Below are 21,236 nucleotides of genomic sequence, written 5' to 3' on the forward strand. Positions count from 1 at the left end.
GTGAGCCTCCGGGATGCGCCGCGCCTCACGCCACCTGTTCGCGCCGAGGACGCGCCACCAGCGCCCGGGCCGCCGCCGTCACATCGAAGAGGGTGCGGAAGCGACCGGTTTCGACGAGCAGGCTCCGGCCCAACTGGACACAGCGTGCTTCACAAGCGGCGCGGCGCTCCAGGTCCGCGATGCGCTCCAGGTCCAGGGTGTGCGCCAGTCCGAAGACGCGGCGCAACAGCTCCGCACCGGCGTACGCCATGCTCTGTTCCAACAGCCGTTGGAGGAAGGCCCGCCGCTCCTGCAAGAGCGCCGAGCGCTCCGCCTCCGTGGTGAGCAGCACGGCCGGGTCACCGGCGCCGAGTCCGTGCGCGTCCCACAGCTGGAGAAAGGTGTCATGGAAGGAGGACCACAGCGCCTCCACCGTCTCCAGCACCCACTCCGCGTAGTCCTCTCGGGGCTCGCGGGCGGTGGAGTGCCCCTCCTGGCTGAAGAAGCCGAGCAGCAGGTGGGCGAGGAGCGAGCCCACGTCGAAGGCCATGGGCCCACAGAAGGCGAACTCCTGGTCGATGATCCGCGTGTCCTCCTGGGTCACCATGATGGAGCCGGTGTGGAGGTCGCCGTGGATGAGGGCTTCGGCGGTGTCCAGGTAGTGGCGCTTCAGTCGGAACGCCGCGAGCTTCAGCGGCACGTCCGCGCGCAGCTCCGAGGCCAGTCCGTCCAGCGCGGGCGAGGTCCAGCTGTTGCGCGGGTGCACCTGATACGGCTCGGTGAACACCATGTCCTCCATGATGCGGCACATGGCGGTGTTCGCGCAGAACGCCGCCACCTGCCCCTTCTTCTCCTCCGCTGACAGCGCGAGGCTGGAGGTGAAGAACAGCGACCGCGCCAGGTAGTCCGCCACCTGCCCGGCGAAGCGAGGGTAGCGAATGCCGCGCGTCATCCCCTCACGCAGGATGATGTGCGGCGTCAGGCACTCCACGACGATGAGGAACAAGCGCGGGTCATGGTGCAGCACCTCCGGGACGCGCCGCCCCGTGTGCCGTCCATGCTCGAGCAGGGCAAGGTGTTCGAAGTCGATGCGCTCCAGCGCGAGCGGCCAGGACTCGCCTACCAGTCGAACGTAGGGCAGCGATTGCTTGACGCACACGTCGCCAGACGGGCCGTGGACCCGGAACACCTGGTTCACGTTTCCATCGCTCGCCTCGTGGACCCGCCAGTCCTCCGGACGCCCTCCCAGCCTCGCCGCGAGCGGAGGAAGGCCCGCGAGGTAGCCCGGAAGGCTCCGCGCGTGGAGGGGCTCGTATCCTGCGGGAACGCTCAACGCCATGGTGTTCCTCCTTCTGGAAGGTGTCTGGCTTTCAGGTCGCGAGGCCCCAGGCGGGTTCCCTCGCGGCGCAACCAGGACGGCCACGCCAGCCCCAGGTGGTCTTGCAGGGTGCACTCCGCCGCACCCAGCGAGCCGTGGACCGAGCCCGGGTCGTGCGACCAGCAATCGCTGACAATGAAGACCTCCTCGTCCGCGAGGGGTCGCCGCATGGCGGGGATGACCTCGCGCGAGACGGCGTGCTCCCGCCACACGTGCCATGCCGCGCCATGCGGTGACGTGGACCAGTCCTGACAGCGGGCGGCGATGGGCAGCGGCGCATCCTCGACGCCGTGGAGCTCCAGCAACATCGCGTGGGCTCGCGCCACCATGCGCCGGCTGGCGGGCGCTACGTTGGGGAGTTGGATCGGGCCGGAGCCACCGGGTGCATCGGGGAAGGGCTCGCCCGAGCGCAGGCTGCTCCAGTACTCCGCGTCCGTTCCGCTGGCGTAGGCCGCGAGCAGCAGCCCGGGGCCGGACGACTCCGGCGTCGTTCCACGCCAGTACCAGAGCTGACGAAGCGGTAGGTCGGTCGTGCTGCGCCCCTTCGTGACGCCCATCCGCTCCCACCAGGGAAAGGGATACGCGAGGAACAGCTTCACGGCCGACACCCCACGCACGCTCTCCAGGCCGTGGCGCACCCCGGGGTCCTGGAGCAGGAAGGTTTCAGGGTCCAGGCGAGCCAGGGCGTGTTGTGGGAGGGCCAGCATCACCGCCCGGGCCCGCACCCGGCGCCAGCGCGGTGACTGCCCATCGCGGTCAGGACACTCGAAGTGGAGCACGTAGGCCCTGCCCCCCTCCGGCGCGGTGCTCCGATCGATGCGTCGGAGGAGATGTCGCGGCCGGGTGGTCCCTCCCGCCGAGAGGAAGCGCTCGTGAAGCGCGCGAGGCAGCGTGTCGAAGCCCCCGGTGAGGCACCGGTAGCGCCCAGACACCGGCGCATGGAAGAGGACGTCCAGCCAGTCGGAGGCGTTGCCATTCGCCGCCAGCCCATCGTAGCCGCCGGTGTCCTGGAGGAGTTGGATGGCTTCCTGGCCCAGCACCAGGGTCAACAGGCTCCACCATGACTGCTCGTGCAGCCGTGCGCCGTCCAGCAGGGCCCCGTCCTTGCTTCGCGCATACTCCTCCGCGAGCGCTCCAGCCTCGTCCCACCGCCCCGCATCGAAGGCGGCGTGGTAGCGCGAGCGAAGGGACCCGAACCCCGGCACCGCGGCCTCCACCCCCCACGCCTCCAGCTCCGCGATCCCCCGTCCCTGCTCCGATGGACGCAGGCGGTAGGGCAGCACGCCGGGGTGCTTCGCGAGCGCTTCCGCCGTCAGCTCGCGCTGCCGGAAGCGGCCGCCACGCACGTAGGTGAAGTTCTCCGGCTGCCCGAAGTGGAAGTCCTCCACCTGCGCGCCCAGTCCCAGGTGCTGGATGAGGTCGGACACGAGGTGGAGCTGATCATGGAAGCGCATCCCACCCAGTTCGGCGTGGCCCCCCGGCAGTCCCGGAAGCTCCACGGACCAGAGCCGCCCACCCACGCGGCCGGAGGCTTCGTAGAGCCCCACCCGGCCCCGGAGCCGAGGTGAGCCGTCATGCGTGAGGCGATAGCCCAGGTAGCACCCGCCCACGCCCGCACCGACGATGGCGACCTCCACCTCCTCGTGCGGGCCGGTGGCGTCCAGGCTCAGACCTCACCCACCGCGCGGAGGATGCGCTCCGGGGAGATCAAATCCATACAGTCACGCTGGGCGCAGCGCGCGTCGAAGTCCTGCTTGTAACACATCAGACATGGCACCTCCGGCTCCAGCACCGTGCCGCGCCCGTACATGTAGAACTCATGTTTGTTGAAGGTGTTGTTCAACAGGACGATGCGCTTGCGCAGCCCCACGGCCGCGTGGAACGCGAACGTCACCGACGTGACCACCACGTCCGCGAGGCTCAGCAGGCCGATGAACCCGGCGAAGGGCTGGACGCCGAAGTAATGGACGCCCGCCGCCGCGGAGATCTCCTCGTTGCGCGCATGCTCCTCCGGCCCGCCCACCAGCACGACCTCGCGGCCGGAGTCCTTCAGACGCAGGGCCAGCTCCGTCCAACGGGCCGGCGAGTAGAGGCGCGGCTTCCACTGGCTGCCAGCGCCCGTGTTGAGCATCACCACCTGCTTGCCGGGAGCCAGCGGCACCGAGGGGACCTCGAACTCCGGCAGGAGGTATTCCTCTTCCTGGAAGGTGTAGCCGCAGATCTCGAAGAGCTCTTCGACATAGTGCTTCCGGTTGGCCTTCATCAGGTCGTCGAACACCCCCGTGCGCCACTTGCGCTGGCTGTCTTCGTCGAACGGGAGGATGACGCCATCCTTCTGCGTGAAGCCCTTCTTGACCCGAGCGTCGACCCGGTTCGCCAGCGCGCAGGCCTCCACGTCCTTGTCCAGGGACAGCAGGAGGTCGAACTTCAAGTCCATCACCGTCAGCGTGCCGGCCAGGTCGAAGCGGAGGACCTTGAAGACCTCGCGCCGGGGAATCAGCTCCGGGTGGTTCGTGAGCCAGAAGATCCGCGCGCCGGGGTGCTGGCGCTGGATGGCCCGCAGGAGTGGGGTGTTGCGCACCACCTCGCCCGCGGCCTGGAGCTTGATGATGAGCACGTTGCCGGTCGCGGGCTGGTAGCTCGTGCAGCCCCCACAGTGGACGCCCCGCTCCTTGTGGGGCCCACAAGGCTTGTAGCCATTGAAGTGAAGACAGTCGGTCCGGATGTCCATGGGTGCCTTCGCCGGCGCTAGGCGCGGTCGCACGCGAGGGCCTGGACCTCTGGGTCCAGGTCCATCAGCGTGCCGCGCAGGATGTCCACGAGGTGGTCCAGCTCCGCGTCCGTGACGTTGTACGGTGGCATCGCGAGGATGGAGTCACCGCTGCCGTCCGGCAGGTAGCCGATGGAGAAGTAGAAGTTGCCGCCTCGGGCCATGGCCCGTTGCAGCACCCGCTCCGCCAGCTTCGCCGACCGTGGGAAGGCTCGGCGCGTGGCCTTGTCCGCGACCAGCTCGAAGCCGCAGAACAGCCCCAGCCCCCGCACATCGTCCACCCACGAGAGCGCGGTCAGCTCCCGCAGCCGCTCGCGCAGCGCCTCTCCCTGACGCCGGACGCGGGCCAGCAGGCCGTGCTGCTCCACGTGCTCCAGCACCCGGAGGCCGATGGACGCGGCGACCGAGTGGTTCGTGAACGTGAAGCCATGAGCGAAGTTGCCGCCGTCCCGGTGGATGCCCTCCACGAGGGTGCGGCTGGCGTAGACCGCGGACAGGGGAACCAGCCCGGCCGCCATCCCCTTTCCCTGGATGATGATGTCCGGCTTGACGCCAGAGAGGGAGGAGGCGAACCACTCCCCGCAGCGGCCAAAACCACACATCACCTCGTCGAAGATGAGCGCGATGTCATGGCGGTCGCAGATCTCCCGCACCCGCTGGAGGTAGCCGGGCGGCGGAACCCCGATGCCCATGGACGCGCCAATCACCGGCTCGACGATGAAGGCCAGACAGTTCTCGGGCCCCTCTTCGAGGAGCTTTCGCTCCAGCGCCTCGGCGCAGGCCTCGCCCGACTCCTCCGGCCTCCGGTAGCCGTCCGGCGCGGGGACGAAACACTGCTCGTGCAACAGCCCCTGGAACAGCAGGCGGTCTCTCGGCTTGCCCGTCACCGCCAGCGCGAGGCCGGTGGCCCCGTGGTAGCCGGGCTGGGTGGCGATCACCTTGCGCCTGCGCCGCGTGCCCGCCTTGCCGACGTAATACTGGTACGCCAGCTTGATGGCCGTCTCCACCGCGTCCGAGCCGCTGCCCATCAGCAGGACGTGGGAGATGTTGTCCGGGGCCAGCGCGACCAGCCGCTCGCCATAGGCCTCCAGATCCATCGTCGTGAACTGGGTGCCGTGGAGGTAGCTGACGTGGCGCATCGACTCGGCGGCCTGGAGGGCCAGCTCCTCCAGGCCGTGTCCCAGGATGGCCACTCCCGCGCCTCCCACGGCGTCGAGCCAGACATGGCCCTCGTCGTCATGGAGGTAGGCGCCCTGCCCCCGGATGATGCGCGGGTAGCGATGTTCGAACCTGCGGTGGAACAGCATGGTGGCTCCCTAGGGCGCGAGGACGTAGTCGAGGGCCCGCTGCGCGCAGGCCTCGGGGGTGTGGCGGAACCAGGTGTCGACCACCCGGTGGGGCAACGGCGGCGGGACGAAGCGCGCCTTGACGTCGAAGTACTCGGCGGGCGTCGTGCACCCTCCGCAGTAGCCAGCGCCCGCGCGGCGGCCCAGCAGCTCCCGCACCGCCTCCGGGGAGTCGTCCGCGGGCCGCAACCACAGCACCTTGAACCGGACCTCCGGGTGCGGCGCCATCACCGCCTGGAGGAAGCGCCAGCTCGAGGGCCGAGAGTAGGTGGAGACGACGACGAGCGAGCGCTTCGGCTCAGCGACCTCCAGGTGGATGCGCACCGCCTGATGAAGCAGCTCATAGGCCATGGCCATCCGGTTGAGGTTGCGCCGCCGGCCCGCGTCGGTGGTCCACCAGTCCTCCTCCGGCAACCCGAGGCCCGCGCGGGCCAGCACGTCGACATCGACGACGTGGGCGCCCAGCTCCCGGCCCACCCGCGCGGCCGTCTCGCTCTTGCCGGAGAGCGGCCAGCCGCAGAGGACGGTGACCTGCGCTCCCTCCGGCCCCGCGCTCATGTCCCCCTCCGGGACATCCCCGCGCCGCGCAGGTGGCCCAGCAGGTCCGCGTGAAGGGGCCCGTTGGAGAAGAGCAGTTCGGTGCAGTGCTTCAGCGAGTGGGGCGACCCGTCGAAGCACGTCACCTGCCCTCCCGCCTCCTCCACCAGTCCGATGGACGGCAGGTGGTCCCAGGGCTTGTTGCCGATGGCGACAATGGCATCCACGCTCACCGGGAGGTGCGCGCCCCGCACCAGCCGTGTCCCGGCCCAGCAGAAGGCGCCGAAGTTGCGGATCCGCGTGACGGCCGCCACCAGGGGGGGATGGTAGAGCGCGCCCACCGTGGGCGTCGTCCCGTCGAACGCGATGGAGGCCTTCGCGAGCTCGCGCACCCCGGAGACACGCAGCCGCAGCTCCGTCTCTCCGCGCAGCACCACATACGCCCCCGCGCCGCGCCGGCTCACGTGGAGGCCCGAACCGCTGAGCCGCTCCTCGGTGGGCAGGAAGATGACGGACTCCTCCACGCGACCGCCCACCACGGTGGCGAACTGGAGGCCGAAGAGCGGCGCGCCGAGCAGCAGGCTGTTCGTCCCATCCACCAGGTCCACCGCGCAGCAGTCCCCCTCCGGCGGCCAGCGGGACAGCCCCTCCTCGTTGAGAGGGAGGCCCGGGTAGCGGTGAGCGAGGAACGCGGACGTGCGCTCGCGCAGCTCGTCGATGACGCCGTACACCAGCCCTCCATCCGCCTTCGGGCCTGGAGCGCCGAGCGACCCCTCCAGCAGGCGCGACCAGAGGGGCGCGAGCTCCACCGCGAGGAAGCGCCAGAGCGAGCGCGTCTCGACGCCGCTGTCGCGGGCGTCACTTCCCATGGCCCACGCTCCATCCCGCGGCGGCCACCGGCTGGGCCACCATCCCGCTCTCCACCAGCATGCACAGCAGGTGCGCGATGGTGATGTGGCACTCCTGGACGTGCTGCACGTTGGTGCTGGGCACGCGGACACAGACGTCCGCGAGGGCCAGGAGCCTGCCTCCGCCGCTGCCCGTGAGCGCCACCGTCCGCAAGCCCTGGAGCCGGGCGCAGCGGAAGGCCCGGACCACGTTCTCGGACTCGCCGCTGGTGCTGATGCCGATGAGCACGTCCCCAGGTCGTCCCAGCGCCTGCACCTGCCGCTCGAAGATGTGGCCGAAGCCGAAGTCGTTGGCGTGCGCGGTGATGAGCGACGTGTCCGTCGTCAGCGCGATGGCCGCGAGCCCCGGCCGCTCGAAGTCATGGCTCAGCGCGCTGACGAACTCGGCCGCCAGGTGCTGGCAGTCGGCGGCGCTGCCCCCGTTGCCGCAGAGCAGGAGCTTCCCTCCGGACTGGAGCGCCTGGGACAGCAGCCCCGCGGCGTCCTGGATTTCCCGCTCGCAGTTCACCAGCAGCCGCTGCTTGACGTCGATGCTTCCCAGGACGTGCTGCCTCACGAGCCGCGTGCCCTCGTCGATACGGCCCGCCCCTTCTTCCCGCGTCAGCTCCAGTTCCATCTGCGACCTCCGTGGATGAGCCGCTGGACGAGCTCCGCGGCGTGCGACAAGTCGTCAACGGCCTGACTGGGCTGGGGCAGCCGCGCGAGCTCCACGCTGGCGCCATGGCCCGTCCGGACCAGGAAGGGCATCGCCCCCAGGCGGTGGCCCCAGGCGATGTCCCCGGGCTTGTCCCCCACCACGAAGCTGCGGGAGAGGTCGATGCCCAGGTCCGCCGCCGCCTGGAGCCCCAGCCCCGGCATGGGCTTGCGGCACGCGCAGCCGGCGTCGGGCAGGTGGGGGCAGACATAGGTGGCGTCCAGGTGCAGGCCCTCACGCGCGAGCAGTTCGCCCACCCGGGCATGGACCTCGTCGACCCGCTTCATGTCGAAGTAGCCCCGCGCGACGCCGGACTGATTGGTGACGACGACCAGGCCCAGCCCCAGCTCCCGGAACCGGCGCAGGCCGCGGACGGCGTTGGGCAGCAGCCGGACCGCCTCCACGTCGCGCAGGTAGTTCCGCTCGTCGATGAGCGTGCCGTCCCGGTCCAGCAGGACGAACGGCCGTCCGGTGGCGGGCTTCAGCACCATGCCCGCGCCTCGTCCCAGGGAAGCGGCGCGAGCGCCGGACGCGGCCAGCCCTGCGTGGAGGGCATGGGGCAGCGGCCGGGCCGCATCCCGCCAAGCGACAGCCGCGCCTCCACCTGCTCCGCGACGAGCGGCGCGAAGGCCAGCTTGGTGGGCCAGACCTGGGTCACGGCCCCCGCCCGCGCGAGCACCGGGCCATCCGGGCGCTGCCCCGACGCGTGCCGTCCCTCCGCCCGGTCCACGGACAGCACCGCGCCCGCGCAGGACGCCAGGTCCACGCCGGGCACCAGCCGCGACAGCTCCTCGCGGGCGCGGCGCACCTGCGCCTCCGGCTCGCGGGCCACGCCGGACTCCGCCAGTTCGCCGCCCACGTACCAGACCGGCGTCCCCCGCGCGTCGCGGTGGCTGGTGACGGTGACGCGAGGAGCGGCGCTCGTCCCCAGCCAGTGCGCGTACAGCTCCGGCAGCGCGCCGCGCAGCATCACCATGCACAGGGGCCGCCGCTGCATCGGAGCGGCGCCCGAAGGAATCATCCGCCCCAGTCCCTCGTTGCCAGCGCCCGCGCAGAGCACCACATGCCCGCCGCGGATCCGCAGCCGTCGCCCCTCTCGGTCACGGACCTCCAGCCCGGTGACGTCCCCCGCGTCCTGGAGCAGCCGCGTCCCATCCGCGTCCACCGCCAGCAGGGCGTCCGCGTGCGCGTGGCCCAGCACCGCGAGGACCGACCTCACGTCCACCACGGGCTCGTCGAGCTGATAGACGCCGCCCCGGGCGGAGGGCCCCAGCGCCGCGGCGAAGGGCTCCGGAACCTGTCCGGAGTCGACGCGGTTCACCCGGCCCTGGAGCATCCGGCTGGCGAGGAAGCCCGCCAGCCTCCAGCCCGAGACCAGGTACTGGTGCGCGGACAAGAGCCGGGCGCCGCGCAGGTCCGGCGTCCGCGCGCCCTCAAGGCAATCGCGCCAGCGCGCGGGCATGTGCGTCAGCGCGCGGCTCGCCTCCGACAGCGCCCCGCCGAGCGCGTACTTCAGGCCCCCGTGGATGATGCCCTGCGAGCAGAGCGTCTGGCCGGCCCCCAGCGCTCGGGCCTCGCACAGGACGGCGGCGTAGCCTCGCGCACGCAGGTGCGCCAGCAGCCAGAGCCCCGTGATGCCGCCGCCCAGGATGACCACGTCCGCGCGGATGTCCTCGATGAGGGCGTTCGCTCCCATGGCTCACCCCGGCCCCGCGAGCTTCGGTGCGCCGTTGCGCTCCTGGATGCGGGCCACCAGCCCCGTCGTCGAACAGCCGTCGACGTAGTCGAGGACGAGCACCCGTCCCCCCGCTTCGCGGACACAGCGCCCACCGGGGATCTGCTCGGGGCGGTAGTCGCCGCCCTTCACCAGGACGTCGGGGACGACCCTGCACACCAGCCGCTCCGGCGTGTCCTCGCTGAAGGACACCACCCAGTCCACGGCCGCGAGCCCGGCGAGCACGCGCATGCGCTGCCCCAGCGGGTTGAGCGGCCGTGACGGGCCCTTCAACCGGCGCACGGAGGCGTCGTCGTTGACCGCGATGATCAGCCGGTCCGCGAGGCCCGCCATCTGCTCCAGGTAGGAGACATGGCCCGCGTGCAGGATGTCGAAGCAGCCCAGCGTCAGGGCCACCGTCTCCCCCCGCGCGCGTGCGTCGCGCACGAGCTCCAGAAGGTGGTCCTCCGTGACGACGCCCCGCTTCGGCTCGCGCGGTCCGGCCACCGCCCGCCGCAGTTCCGGAAGCGTGGCGGCGCACGTGCCGCTCCGGCCCACGACCAGGCCCGCCGCCACGTTGGAGAGGGAGACCGCCTCCGGCAGGGGCACTCGCGCGGAGAGCGCCGCCGCCAGGACCGCGATGACGGTGTCGCCCGCGCCGGTGACGTCCAGGACGGCGGTCGCGGTGGCGCGCAGGTGCAGCGCGGGGTGGCCGTCCCGCAGCAGCGTCATGCCCTCCTCGCCCCGCGTGACGAGCAGCGCCTCCAGGGACAGCGTCCGCAGCAACTCCAGCCCACGTGCGACGAGGCAGGCGTCGTCCGCGCAGGGCCCCACCACGGCCTCGAACTCGCTCCGATTGGGGACGAGCACCGTGGCCCCCGCGTAGCGCGTGAAGTCGCGGCCCTTCGGAGCCACCAGGACGGGACATCCCGCCGCGCGCGCCGCCTGGATGAAGCGCCGAGGATCGCGCAGGGTCCCCTTGCCGTAGTCGGACAGCACGACGGCGCCGGCGTCCGCGAGCAGCGGCCCGAAGCCTTCGAGCAAGCGCGCGTCGTGGCTCCCCGGCAGACCGTCCTCGAAGTCCAGGCGGATCATCGGCTGGCGCGTGCCCAGGACGCGCAGCTTGCTGACGGTGCGCACGCCCGGGGTCCGCATCACGCGCGAACACACCCGGGCCTCCGTGAGCCTCTCGTCCAGCGCCCCCGCGTCGGCGTCATCTCCGGTGATGCCCAGCACCGTGGCCTGGGCGCCCAGCGCCGCGATGTTCACCGCCACGTTGGCGGCGCCCCCCGGACGGCATTCGTCCCGCTCCACTCGCACCACGGGCACCGGCGCCTCCGGGGAGAGCCGTGACGCGGTGCCATGCCAGTAGCGGTCCAGCATCACGTCCCCGACCACCAGCACCCGGGCGGACGCCAAGGCGGCGAGCCGCGCCTCGAGCGTGTCCCCTGCCGGGGAGTCCATTTCCAAGGGCAGGCTCATGGCCGGACTCCCGCGAGCACCCTGGCATGGGCCGCGCGGCCCTGATGGAAGCGCGGCAGGTAGACATCACGCAGGAAGGCGCGAGTGCCAGGCAGGTCGTCCCCTGGAGCAGGGGCGTGCTGGAAGGAGCCGTCCGCGGCGAAGTACTCGGGGAGGGGCGGCGTCCCGTCGTACAGGTCGCTGGCCTGGAGCGCCTCCGTCATGCGCCGATTGCAGGTGGAGATGCGGTCGCGGATCAGCTCCGGCCAGTGACGCCACAGCGGCAGTTCGTCCCAGAGCGGGAGCAGGCGGTACGAGAGGGCCAGCAGGTGCTTCGCGTGCGGGTAGAACTCCGCGAGCCGGCGATAGCCCTCCTCGCGCGTGGCCCCCTCGTCGACGATGCCTTGGAGCAAGCCCCGGTAGAAGCCGAACAGGTCCTCGAAGTTGTCGCAGTCCTTGAGGACGAACGGGTCGACCGTGTCCGCCTTCAGCCGCGCGCGGACATCGAAGAAGGCCGAAGCGAACTCGCTGGCGTGGTCCTGTCTCAGGCCTTCCCCAGGCCGCAACGTTCCCCGCTGACGCTTGAGGCCATAGCGCAAGGTGCCCAGGCACGCGAGCGCCCTGGAGCTGGCCAGCGCCCTCCACGCCGTCCGCAGGAACACGCCCATGTAGACGCTGGAGTCCTTCGCGCTCCGCAGGTCGTCCAGGCGTGACAGGCCGCGCAATCCCTCGCGCGTGAAGACAAGCAGGTTCGGGTCCTTGACGTCGAACACCCGCGAGCCACCGGGGCCGTCGCGAGTGACGAGCGACTCGTAATAGTTGCCCAGGAACAGCTCCGGCGTCCCCTCCGGAAACACCCGCTGCTTCGCGCCCACGTTGAGGATGAGCTGGTGCGCGTCCAGGTCCGGATCCATCAGCCAGGGGAAGACGTCGTAGGCGAGGACGATGTCCCCCGCGCACCACACGAGCGCGTCGCCATCCCTCGCCTCCAGCGGCTCCACGGCGCTCCGCACGGAGTGGAAGAAGGAGATGTGCTCCGGATCCTCCGGAACGAAGAGCAGCTTCTCGGGGGCGTCGATGACGCGCGCTTCGAGCAGGTAGTCCCGCATCACCTCCACCACCCGCCCGACCTCGGCGGATCCGTAGACGCTGACCTGAACCCCACAGGTCGCGAAGTGGAGGATGGGCAACGCGATGACGGGAACGGTGTCGAGCACCGGGTAGAGGAACTTCAGATCATCGATGCCGCCCTCCCGGGTCCGCTCCATCCGCGTCGCCGCCAGCCGCACGGGGGCGCGGAGCGTGAGGCCCGCCTGCTGGTCGCGCATCCGCTGGTGGGCCACGAGGCGCTTCTCGACGACGCACTCCAGCGCCGCTTCTCGCGACGGGAACAGCTCATGGCTCGCGGAGATGGCGACATGCCGCGCGGGCCGGAGCGCCGCCCGCGCCCCCGTCTCCTCCGAAGCGTCGGCCCAAGCCACCCGCCGACGGACGGAAGACGTGCGCCCGAGCGCCCCCGGGAGCTTCAGCGTCGTCTGCGATTGCATGGCACCCATCCAGGTGTGGCCCCCCACCAGCGCCGAGCCGGTCATCCCCCCATGAGCAACCCGAGTGCCATTCCCTGGCAGCCACCGAAAGCGTCTGATTCCGCCCACTTGGCTTCAGGACGGACGCGCAAGCCAAAGACTGGCGTCACCGCGCGACGCGCGCGCGTCATCCAGGAACGCACCCCCTGGGCCGACGCGATGGCCGCCGCGGGGAACAGGGCCGGAGTAGGCTGCCGGGCTCACGCCACCGGGAGTCTCCACCATGGTCCGGAGTCTTGGCCTTCTCTGCGTCGTCGTTTGCCTCGCATCCGGTTGCTCGGAGGATCCTCCCGAAGGGGGTGGCCCCCAATCCCAGGCGGATGGTGGCACCTCGGAGTGCGAGGCCTTCGGCCGCTTCGGCGCACCGGGTACGACCTTCACGCTGCCGCCGCCTGGCGCGACGGGCGAGCTCTACATCCCAGATGTGCAGGCGCGCTTCCCGGAGGTGGACTGGAGCAAGCTGGACCGGCTCTACATCCGCGCGGGTCGCTACACGGTCCTCAACCTGGGCAACCTGCCGGAGCGGTCCGCCAGCAGGCCGCTGGTCATCACCAACACGGGTGGGCAGGTGGTCATCCGGCCTGAACCCGGGAGCACCCAGGGCTACATCTGGGCCATCAACGGCGGCTCCCATTGGATCCTCACCGGACGGTATGACCCGGACTCCGGAACGGGCGACGCGAACTTCCCGGGCCATCGCTGCGGCGCGTACGCGACGTCCCGGGGGCGCTACGGGATTCTGAGCGATGACCTCTTCCTGAACGGCAGCCACATGGGGCTGGGCATCGGCGGCGCGCACGCCTTCGAGCTGGAGTACCTGGAGATCACCCGGTCGGGCTTCGCGGGACTGCGCATCAACCGCTCCGCGGGGAGCGACGGGAAGGTGCCGCCCCTGGATGACATCCAGCTTCACGACCTCTACATCCATGACACGGCCAGCGAGGCCATCTACTTCGGTTCGACGCAGGGCGCGCCCACGCCGCTCGGCTCCAACCTGAAGGTCTACAACAACCGCCTCGTGCGCACGGGGACGGAGTCCTTGCAGATCCAGAACCTGGGCGACGGCACCGAGGTGCACCACAACGTCTTCGCCTTCGGCGCCATCGACTGGCGCGCGGCCTTCGACCGCTACCAGGACAACAACTCCCAGGCGCAGGTGCGAGGCGGCCACATCCGCTTCCACCACAACGTCTTCGTGGGCGGCGCGAGCACCCTGCTCAACTTCTTCGCGCAGGCGGAGACCGGAGACCTGCCGCTGAACGTCGAGTTCACGGACAACTCCTTCGCGGACACGCTCTCGCTGGGCGTCTATCTGGGCGGCAGCTCCGGGGCCGGAGCGACATTCCTCTGGGAGCGCAACGCGTTCCGAGGGCTCGACTTTGGCTATGCCAGCGTCTACCCGGACGCCACGGACCCGGGCGTCGTCTTTGGCAAGTCGGGCGCCATCACTTCGCCCGTGACGTTCAAGGACAACCGATGGGAGGGCGGGCGCAAGCTCATCTCAGGCCTGACGGGAGGCACCGGGACGGTGGGCTCGGTGACGGCCACCGGCAACGTGAATGGCCCCGTGCCCGTGTTGAACTTCGTCGACACGGGGCTGCCCGCGGGGGCGAGCGCGAGGCGGTTGGAGATGTGGACGGACCGCGCCACCCTGGCGCCCGGCTCGCCCGAGGTGACGTACGCGGCGGGGGCCCTGGTGATGCACGACGGGCAGCTCTACCGGGCGCGCACCCAGAACACGAACAAGCCGCCCCCGCAGAACGCCACCGTCTGGGAGCCGCTGTCGCTTCCCGTGGATGACCTGCGCACCGCGCCGGGAACCGAATGGGCGGAGCGCGGCGTGGGCCTCCTGGACGTCGTGCGCTAGTCGCGAGGCGCCACGCCCGGAGGAAGGCTCACCCCGCGCGGGGCTGGAACTCCAGCGCCTCGCGCAGCACCGGGTAGGTGTCCTCGGCGGCGGTGCTGCCCATGAAGGTGTCCAGGTGGCCGTAGCCCGCGAGCATGCGGCGCTGGTAGTAGCGCGCGCCGTTCGCCTCGCGCAGCCACGTGAAGGTCCGCTCCGTGGACGACGGCAGATAGGTGCGGTTCTGCTCGCTGGAGACGAACGTGATGGGCCGCTTGAAGGGCTCCGGATCCAGGTAGTCCGGCGGGCGGGCCTGCCCGTAGCGCAGCAGGTTGGCCGCCCGGCCGAAGTCGAACCGCACCGCGTGCCCGCTCCGGGCCATCTGCCCCAGGTGGCGGAACGTCAGCAGGTTGCAGCGGCCGAACTGCTCCTCCAGCCGCGCGTGCGTCTGCGCGTTGAGCCGCGCGTGCCGGTAGAGCCGGCCGTACATGAAGGACAGCCGGTGGCACACCGGGCTGTCGCACTCCATGCGGAGCAGGCCCGCGACCCTGGTGAAGGCCGCCTGGAACAGCGGCGTGCGGGACGCATCATCCGGGGTGAGCGAGTCCAGCCCCGCGTCCAGCAGCTCCGGCACCCGCAGCATCGCCTTGAGGCGCGTGGAGGCCGGCGTGTCGTGGTGCAGCGCCACCTGCGACGCCACCACCCCGCGCACGTCCGGCAGGTGCCCCGCGGCCAGCGCCATGAAGAACGCCACCGACCCCGCGCAGTGCACCACCGCCTGCACCGACTCCGCGCCGGTGATTTCGCGCACGTGCCGCACCGCCGCGGGCATGTCGTGGTCCGCCGCGTCGTCCAGCGTGAACTGGCGCAGGGGCAGCTGCACGCTGGCCCGCCAGTCCAACAGCCACGTGTCGTAGCCGTGGCGCACCAGGTGCTGGACGAAGTTCTCCCGGAGCGTGGGGAGCATGAACATGCCGCTCCACACGCCCGCGCCGTGCACCAGCAGCACCGGCCCCTTGGTTCCCCCCACGAAGCGGGTGAGCCGCAGGGGGACGCCGTCGCCCGCGAGGAAGTCGTACCGCTCCGCCACCGGCAGGCCGCCGCGCGTGAGGTCCTGGGAGAGCGTCCGCGACACCGCCGCGCCGCTCCGGTAGTCAAAAGCCATGGGCCACCGCCTCCACGATGCGCTCGGCCACCGCGCTGAGGGTCATCACCGGATGGAAACCGATGGACGTGGGGATGACGGAGCCATCCGCCACGTACAGTCCCGGGTAGTTGAACACTTCGCCCTCCTTGGACACCACGCCCTGGGCCGGTGACTCCGCCAGGTGCGCGCCCCCCAGCGAGTGCACCGTGAAGGGCCGGCGGAACAGCTCCCAGGTGGCGAGCGGCGCGAAGGTGCCCCCGTACTGGGACGCCAGCTCCCGCATCGCGCCCGTCATCCGCGCCACCAGCTCCGCGTTCTCGCGGGCGTAGTCCCACTCGATGTCCAGGTGCTCGCCCTTGAGCCCCATGCGCCCGTTGGCGTTGTCCTGGCCAATGGCGAACAGGTTGCTCGTGCGCGCGGGGTCCACCCCGTGGCCCAGGGGCTTGCTGAAGAGCCCCTTGCTGAAGGCGCCATGCATCAGCGGCCACAGCTTCGTCCACAGCGGCCCGGCCACGCCGCCCAGCGGGCCCAGCTGGGCCTGCCCCAGCCCCGCGAGCACCGCCGTGGCGGGCTTGTTGAAGGTGGCCGTCACCAGCGTGAAGCGGGGCGCGGCGTCGAAGAAGCGCATCACGGTGGCCACGTCCGGTCCCACCCACGGCAGGATTTCGTCGCGGCTGCCGTGCAGCGAGCCCAGGAAGTCACCGTTGCCGGAGTACCCGTGCCCCAGGCGGGCGCTCACCAGGGGCAGCGTGCGGGCCCGGTCGCGGCTGCGCAGCAGGATCTCCACCGTGCCCAGCGCCCCGGCGGACAGCACCACGCGCCGCCCCTCCACGGACGCCTTCTCCCCGGTGGCGAGGTCCCGGTAGTGCACCCGGTAGCCGTCCGCGACGCGCTGCACGTGGGACACCGACAGGCCCGGCCACACCGTGGCGCCCAGCTTCTCCGCGCGCGCCAGGTAGGTGAGGTCCAGGGTGTTCTTGGCGCCGTGCTGGCAGCCGAACTCGCACTCCGCGCAGAGCTGACACGCCTTGCGGCCGGGCGCGGAGGGCTCCGTCCAGGACACCGCCTCCGGTGGGTCGAACGTCTGGCGGCCCATGCGTCCGGCGGCCTGCTGGAACAGGTCTCGCTTGCGCAGCGGGAGGGACGCGGGGAAGGGCTTCACGTCCAGCTCGCGCGCCACCTTGTCGTAGTACGGGTCCAGCGCCTCGCGGCTGAAGCCCCGGGGCCAGCGCGGGTGGTCGAAGACGATGGGGTCCGGCCGCACGTGCACGTTGGCGTAGATGAGGGACCCGCCGCCCACGCCGCTCGCCGTCACCGTGCCGATGCCGGACAGGAAGCGCACATCGTAGAGCCCCCGCGCCTCCGGCCGCGACGGGTGGTGCCAGAGCAGCTCGTCCGCGCGGGTGACGTCGCGGGGGAACTGGCCTGGAGCGTACCGGCGGCCCCGCTCCAGCACCGCCACGGTGCGGCCCGCCTGCGACAGCCGGAGCGCGGCGATGGAGCCCCCGAAGCCGGACCCCACCACCACCACGTCGTACCGCTTCGCGATCGCCACGATGTGCCGCCCTCCCCTCAGTCGAACTTCGCGCGGGCGAAGACGTCCCAGAGCGTGCCCATGAACATGCCGCCAAAGCGCCGCAGCGCGTCCGCCTGCTTGAGCGGCGAGGACGTGCCCAGCACCGAGAACGTGGTGAGCTGCTGGAGGAAGTCCGGCAGGTGCAGGCGGATGATGCCGGTGGAGACGACGGGCCCGGAGCGCTCGTGCCCCTTGCGCACCACCGCGTAGAGCGTGGACGTGTCGCTCCACACGTCGAAGCCCGCGTCGTCGTGGACCTCCTTGTAGCCATCCAGCAGGTACGGCTGGCCGTCCGCGCCGGTGAAGGGCAGCAGGTACAGCATCCGCCGCTCGTAGAAGCGCTCCGTGCCCACGAAGAGGTTGAAGACGCCGTTCTCCACCGACGCGCCCCCGGGGGGCGTGAGCCCGCGCACGTGCAGCGTGCCCTGCACGATGCCGCCGTGGGACTCCTGCGCGAGGAAGCGGTCCAGGTTGGGCAGCGTGATGGTGACGACGAACTCCGCCACCTGGCCCCCGCGCTGGCCCGCCCGCGCCGCCCCGTTGAAGTCGTCCGCGGGCTGATGGCCCGGCTGGAGGTAGCCCTTCATCCGCTCCGTGAAGCGCAGCCCCACCACCGGCGTGGGCGAGGCCACCGTGCCGCCCGGCGGCACCACCACGTCGCCCAGCGGATCCGTCCCCGGCATCACGGGGGAGGAAGGCGGCTCCACCTCCGGCATCATCCGCAGGCTCACGCGCGGAGGGGCGCCGCGTTGCGGGGAGGACGTCCCGGGCGCGCGCTCCGGCGCCACCCAGCCCGGCGCCTCCTTCAGCTCGCGGATGAGCCGCTCCACGTTGCGCTCGGCCACCGCGGCGATGCTGGCGGACGGGTTGACGCCGATGCCCACCGGCAGCGCCGCGCCGTCGAACACGTACAGGCCGGGGTAGCCGTGCACCTCTCCGTCGGGCGTGAGGACGCCGTACGCCGGCTCCTCCGCCATCGCGCAGCCGCCCAGGTTGTGCACCGACACCGGCAGGTGCAGCCGCTCCCACAGCGGGTTGTACGCGGCGCGCGTGCCCAGCGCCCGGGCCACGTCCTCGCAGAGCTGTTCCTGCGTGCGGTACAGCGGCAGGTTCGCGGGCACGTCCCACTGCACCTGGAGCTCGCGCGTGAGGGGCGACAGCGACAGCCGGCCGTTGGACTTGTCCCGGCCCATGGCCAGGAACACCGCCTGGAAGCGGCCGCGCTCGTTCTCGATGGAGGCCATCTCCTTCGAGCGCGTGCGCAGCACCTTCACCAGCTCCCGCTGGAGCAGGTCCGCCGGCAGCGTCAGCGCGCGGTCGGGATCCAGGGCGAGCATCAGCCCCGCCGCCTGCGCCGGGTGTCCGCCCTCCTGGAAGAGGAACCAGGTCTTGTCCTTCCCCTGCCCCTCATCCACCACCATGCCGGTGGTGATGGTGGGGCCCACCGCGGGGTCCCATGGCTCCTTCGTGTCGAAGGCGAAGGCGAGGAAGTCCCCGTTGGCGGAATAGCGCGCCCCCAGCCGCGCGCTCAGGTCCGGCAGCGTGCCGTGGACGTCCCGGGCGCGCAGCAGCAGCTCCGTGGTGTTCACCGCGCCCGCGCACAGGAAGACGCGGCGGGCGTCCACCGTGCACTGCCTGCCCGCGTTCGCGTGGTCGGTGTAGGTGACGCGGTAGCCCGGCGACAGCGGCTCGATGCGCGTCACCTCCGCCTGCGTCGTCACCTCCGCGCCCAGCTGTTCGGCGCGGGCCAGGTAGTTCAGGTCCAGCGTGTTCTTCGCGCGGCGGTTGCAGCCGATGTCGCACTCGCCACAGTAGTTGCACCCCTCCTGGAGGACACCGAACTTGTTCGGCAGGGGCTCGCCCGCGGGGGCGAAGCGCACGGCCAGGTTCGGATGGAAGAACTGCGCCTCGCGGCCCAGCTTCTTCGCCACCTCCCGCATCCGCTGCGTCTTCGTCGGCAGGCCGCGCGCGGAGGAGGTGATGGGCTGCACGTCCAGCATGTGCGCCACCAGGTCGTAGTAGGGGTCCAGCGCCTCCCGGCCGTAGCCCTCCGGCCACCCCGACGCGAACACCTCCGGCGGGGGCCGCAGGTGCACGTTGGCGTAGATGAGCGAGCCGCCGCCGTACCCCGCGGCCTGCACGATGCTCATCCCCTTGAGCAGCTTGATGTCGAAGAGCCCCTGGCGGTGCTGCCACAGCCAGCCGTTGCGGGGATCCTCGAAGTCGCGCGGGAAGCTGCCCTTGGGATAGCGCAGGCCGCGTTCAAGCACGCGCACGCCCAGGCCGGCCTGCGCGAGGCGACAGGCCGCCACCGCGCCACCAAACCCCGTGCCAATGACCAGGGTGTCGTATGCCGGTGCCATGTTCCCCCTCCGGGTGCGATCCCTGGGGAGCAGGGATCAGGCGCACGACCCGGGAACGTCCAGGAAAGGACGGACCCGACTCTACAACGGGCCCCTGTCGTTTCCTTGAGGCCCACCTCCCGGGTGGAGCACCCTTTCCCCCTCTAGAGAAACGGATTTCCTGACCAACACGGATACATGGACGCGCCCGCCCCACGGAGGCGGTTCGCGGGAGACCGGACACCGGGTGGGACCCCAGGGCATGCGACGGACGCCTGTCCCCCCGTTACCATCACTGCAAAACGAGCTTTTCAATGAAGACTCGACGACTTGCAGATTCGGGGGCACATCGGGCGCTGACCCAGCGGGAGCTGCCGGTGGCGCCGGCCCCCAGGACACCGCCGGTGGATCCGCTGGTGTCGGCGCAGCTGGGCGAGTTCGTCATCCAGGAGCGCATTGGCGCGGGGGGGATGGGGGTCGTCTACCGGGCGGTGCATCCGCTGATTGGCAAGCAGGCCGCCATCAAGGTGCTGCGGGCGGAGCTGGTGTCGCGGGAGCTGGAGCAGCGGCTGTTGATGGAGGCGCGGTCAGCGAACGCCATCCGGCACCCGGGCATCCTGGACATCTTCAACTTCGGCACGCTCCCGGATGGGCGGCCGTACGTGGTGATGGAGCTGCTCCAGGGGCAGTCGCTGGCGGACGTGCTGCGCGCCCGGGGACGGCTGGACGTGGGGACGGCGCTCTGGATATTGGAGCAGATCCTCTCCGCGCTGGGGGCGGCGCACCGGGCCGGCGTGGTGCACCGGGACCTGAAGCCGGCGAACGTGTTCGTGGTGGAGCGGCCGGACGCGGCGCCGGTGATCAAGCTGGTCGACTTCGGCATCGCCAAGGTGATGCGGTCGCGCGAGGGCTTGACGCTCGCGGATGGCTCGGTGCTGGGCACGCCGGACTTCATGGCGCCGGAGCAGGTCCGGGGCGGCGCGGTGAAGCCCGCCACGGACCTGTACGCGCTCGGCATCATGGCGTTCCAGATGCTCACCGGCACGCGGCCCTTCCAGGGCGAGAACGTGCAGGTGATGTTCGCGCACGTCGAACAGATCCCACCCCCGCCGTCCTCGCGGGTGGACGGCATCCCGCCCGCGCTCGACGCGCTGGTGCTCCAGTTGCTGGAGAAGGACCCCGAGCAGCGGCCCGCCTCCGCGGAGCAGGTGCGTCAGCGGATCCTCGCGTTGTCCCGAAAGTCGCCACCCGGCACGGCGCTGCACGCCGTGCCGGTGAAGCCCGCGCGAGAGGAGCCCACGTCACCGACCACGCCTCGGCCTCCGGGGCTCGCGGCGATGCTGGCGGATCGCCGGCGGAGGGTGCCGCTCGCGGCGGCCGTGGGGGTGGCCTTGCTGGGGGCGGGGCTGTGGCTGCTGACACGGACCGAGGCCCCGACGCGCGACCTGAAGCAGCGTCTGCCCATGCCTCCCGCGCCCGTGACGGCCCCGGCGCCTCCTGCGAAGAGCACCGCCAGCCCAGGCGCGGTCCAGGCCACCACGCGGCAAGCCACCGCCACGCCTCCTCCCGAGGCGGGTGCTCCGCCAGCGACTCCGCTGGAGGGCCCGCTCAAGCAGGAGCGAAACCTCAAGGCGCCGTCGCGCCGGACTGGCGTGAAGACCGGGCGCGCGCCCAAGGCCCCTCAATCCCTGACGGCCGCGTCCTCGTCCGTGAAGTCGTCGCTCGAGCAGCGCTTGGAGGACATCCGCGCGAGGCTCCCATCCCAGAACGGGGTCCCCGTGCTGGACAAGGACCTCCGAGACGACTTGAGCCGGATCCAGGACTCCGTCCGGACCGCCACGTCCGCGGCGGAGCGCGGGTACCTCGATGAAGCGCTGGACTTGTGGGAGCGGCGTCGGGCCGAGCGCATGGCGGCCCGCCCCACGTCCCCCTCCCGCTGAGCGCCGGGAGCGGGC

Annotated in this window: 16 protein-coding genes; 2 read left to right on the forward strand and 14 right to left on the reverse strand. The window is 71.4% G+C overall.

Features of this window, described 5'->3' with window-relative positions; translation table 11 throughout:
* Positions 1 to 25: 25 nt before the first annotated feature.
* From mtnK to FOF48_RS07155, 11 genes are read right to left on the reverse strand one after another with little or no spacing between them, the layout of a single operon-like run.
* Complete coding sequence (mtnK, locus tag FOF48_RS07105) at positions 26 to 1,318, reverse strand: S-methyl-5-thioribose kinase (protein WP_143899411.1); 1,293 nt, start codon at positions 1,316 to 1,318, stop codon at positions 26 to 28.
* Complete coding sequence (locus tag FOF48_RS07110) at positions 1,309 to 2,994, reverse strand: FAD-dependent oxidoreductase (RefSeq protein ID WP_186001816.1); 1,686 nt, start codon at positions 2,992 to 2,994, stop codon at positions 1,309 to 1,311. The genes mtnK and FOF48_RS07110 overlap by 10 nt, the downstream gene beginning before the upstream one ends.
* A gap of 29 nt (positions 2,995 to 3,023) precedes the next feature.
* Complete coding sequence (locus FOF48_RS07115) at positions 3,024 to 4,088, reverse strand: glycosyltransferase family 9 protein (protein ID WP_143899413.1); 1,065 nt, start codon at positions 4,086 to 4,088, stop codon at positions 3,024 to 3,026.
* Positions 4,089 to 4,105: 17 nt separating this feature from the next.
* On the reverse strand, positions 4,106 to 5,434 hold the full coding sequence (locus FOF48_RS07120) for an aspartate aminotransferase family protein (RefSeq protein WP_143899414.1): 1,329 nt from the start codon (positions 5,432 to 5,434) through the stop codon (positions 4,106 to 4,108).
* Between the two features lie 9 nt (positions 5,435 to 5,443).
* Positions 5,444 to 6,031: an AAA family ATPase gene (locus FOF48_RS07125; RefSeq protein ID WP_143899415.1), complete on the reverse strand. Its 588-nt coding sequence runs from the start codon at positions 6,029 to 6,031 to the stop codon at positions 5,444 to 5,446.
* The gene (locus tag FOF48_RS07130) at positions 6,028 to 6,879 is read right to left on the reverse strand and encodes an inositol monophosphatase family protein (RefSeq protein ID WP_143899416.1); all 852 of its coding nucleotides are present in this window, start codon (positions 6,877 to 6,879) and stop codon (positions 6,028 to 6,030) included. Before FOF48_RS07130 ends, FOF48_RS07125 begins: the two co-directional genes overlap by 4 nt.
* Positions 6,869 to 7,534: an SIS domain-containing protein gene (locus FOF48_RS07135; protein ID WP_186001817.1), complete on the reverse strand. Its 666-nt coding sequence runs from the start codon at positions 7,532 to 7,534 to the stop codon at positions 6,869 to 6,871. Before FOF48_RS07135 ends, FOF48_RS07130 begins: the two co-directional genes overlap by 11 nt.
* A complete protein-coding gene (locus tag FOF48_RS07140; protein WP_143899417.1) occupies positions 7,519 to 8,103 on the reverse strand; it encodes an HAD-IIIA family hydrolase in 585 nt (194 codons plus the stop codon). Before FOF48_RS07140 ends, FOF48_RS07135 begins: the two co-directional genes overlap by 16 nt.
* On the reverse strand, positions 8,094 to 9,308 hold the full coding sequence (locus FOF48_RS07145) for an FAD-dependent oxidoreductase (protein WP_143899418.1): 1,215 nt from the start codon (positions 9,306 to 9,308) through the stop codon (positions 8,094 to 8,096). The genes FOF48_RS07140 and FOF48_RS07145 overlap by 10 nt, the downstream gene beginning before the upstream one ends.
* A gap of 3 nt (positions 9,309 to 9,311) precedes the next feature.
* The gene (gene hldE, locus FOF48_RS07150; protein WP_201755911.1) at positions 9,312 to 10,808 is read right to left on the reverse strand and encodes a bifunctional D-glycero-beta-D-manno-heptose-7-phosphate kinase/D-glycero-beta-D-manno-heptose 1-phosphate adenylyltransferase HldE; all 1,497 of its coding nucleotides are present in this window, start codon (positions 10,806 to 10,808) and stop codon (positions 9,312 to 9,314) included.
* A complete protein-coding gene (locus FOF48_RS07155; protein WP_143899419.1) occupies positions 10,805 to 12,334 on the reverse strand; it encodes a hypothetical protein in 1,530 nt (509 codons plus the stop codon). The genes hldE and FOF48_RS07155 overlap by 4 nt, the downstream gene beginning before the upstream one ends.
* Before the next feature lie 262 nt (positions 12,335 to 12,596).
* Here FOF48_RS07155 and FOF48_RS07160 point away from each other — a divergent pair, with 262 nt between their 5' ends.
* Complete coding sequence (locus FOF48_RS07160) at positions 12,597 to 14,240, forward strand: carbohydrate-binding protein (protein ID WP_143899420.1); 1,644 nt, start codon at positions 12,597 to 12,599, stop codon at positions 14,238 to 14,240.
* 28 nt (positions 14,241 to 14,268) lie between these two features.
* Here the strand turns inward: FOF48_RS07160 and FOF48_RS07165 are convergent, their stop codons facing one another.
* The 3 genes from FOF48_RS07165 to FOF48_RS07175 are packed head-to-tail and all read right to left on the reverse strand — an operon-like array spanning position 14,269 to position 19,302.
* Entirely contained in the window at positions 14,269 to 15,381 is a 1,113-nt protein-coding gene (locus FOF48_RS07165; protein WP_235685439.1) for an alpha/beta fold hydrolase, read from the reverse strand.
* Entirely contained in the window at positions 15,371 to 16,918 is a 1,548-nt protein-coding gene (locus tag FOF48_RS07170) for an FAD-dependent oxidoreductase (protein ID WP_221938222.1), read from the reverse strand. The genes FOF48_RS07165 and FOF48_RS07170 overlap by 11 nt, the downstream gene beginning before the upstream one ends.
* Before the next feature lie 17 nt (positions 16,919 to 16,935).
* Positions 16,936 to 19,302, reverse strand: a complete 2,367-nt coding sequence (locus FOF48_RS07175) for a GMC oxidoreductase (RefSeq protein ID WP_143899421.1) — start codon at positions 19,300 to 19,302, stop codon at positions 16,936 to 16,938.
* Between the two features lie 293 nt (positions 19,303 to 19,595).
* Between FOF48_RS07175 and FOF48_RS07180 the strand changes: the two genes are divergently transcribed.
* Positions 19,596 to 21,221: a serine/threonine-protein kinase gene (locus FOF48_RS07180; RefSeq protein ID WP_143899422.1), complete on the forward strand. Its 1,626-nt coding sequence runs from the start codon at positions 19,596 to 19,598 to the stop codon at positions 21,219 to 21,221.
* Positions 21,222 to 21,236 lie beyond the last annotated feature (15 nt).

The sequence above is a fragment of the Corallococcus sp. Z5C101001 genome, assembly GCF_007352635.1.
GTDB lineage: Bacteria > Myxococcota > Myxococcia > Myxococcales > Myxococcaceae > Corallococcus > Corallococcus silvisoli.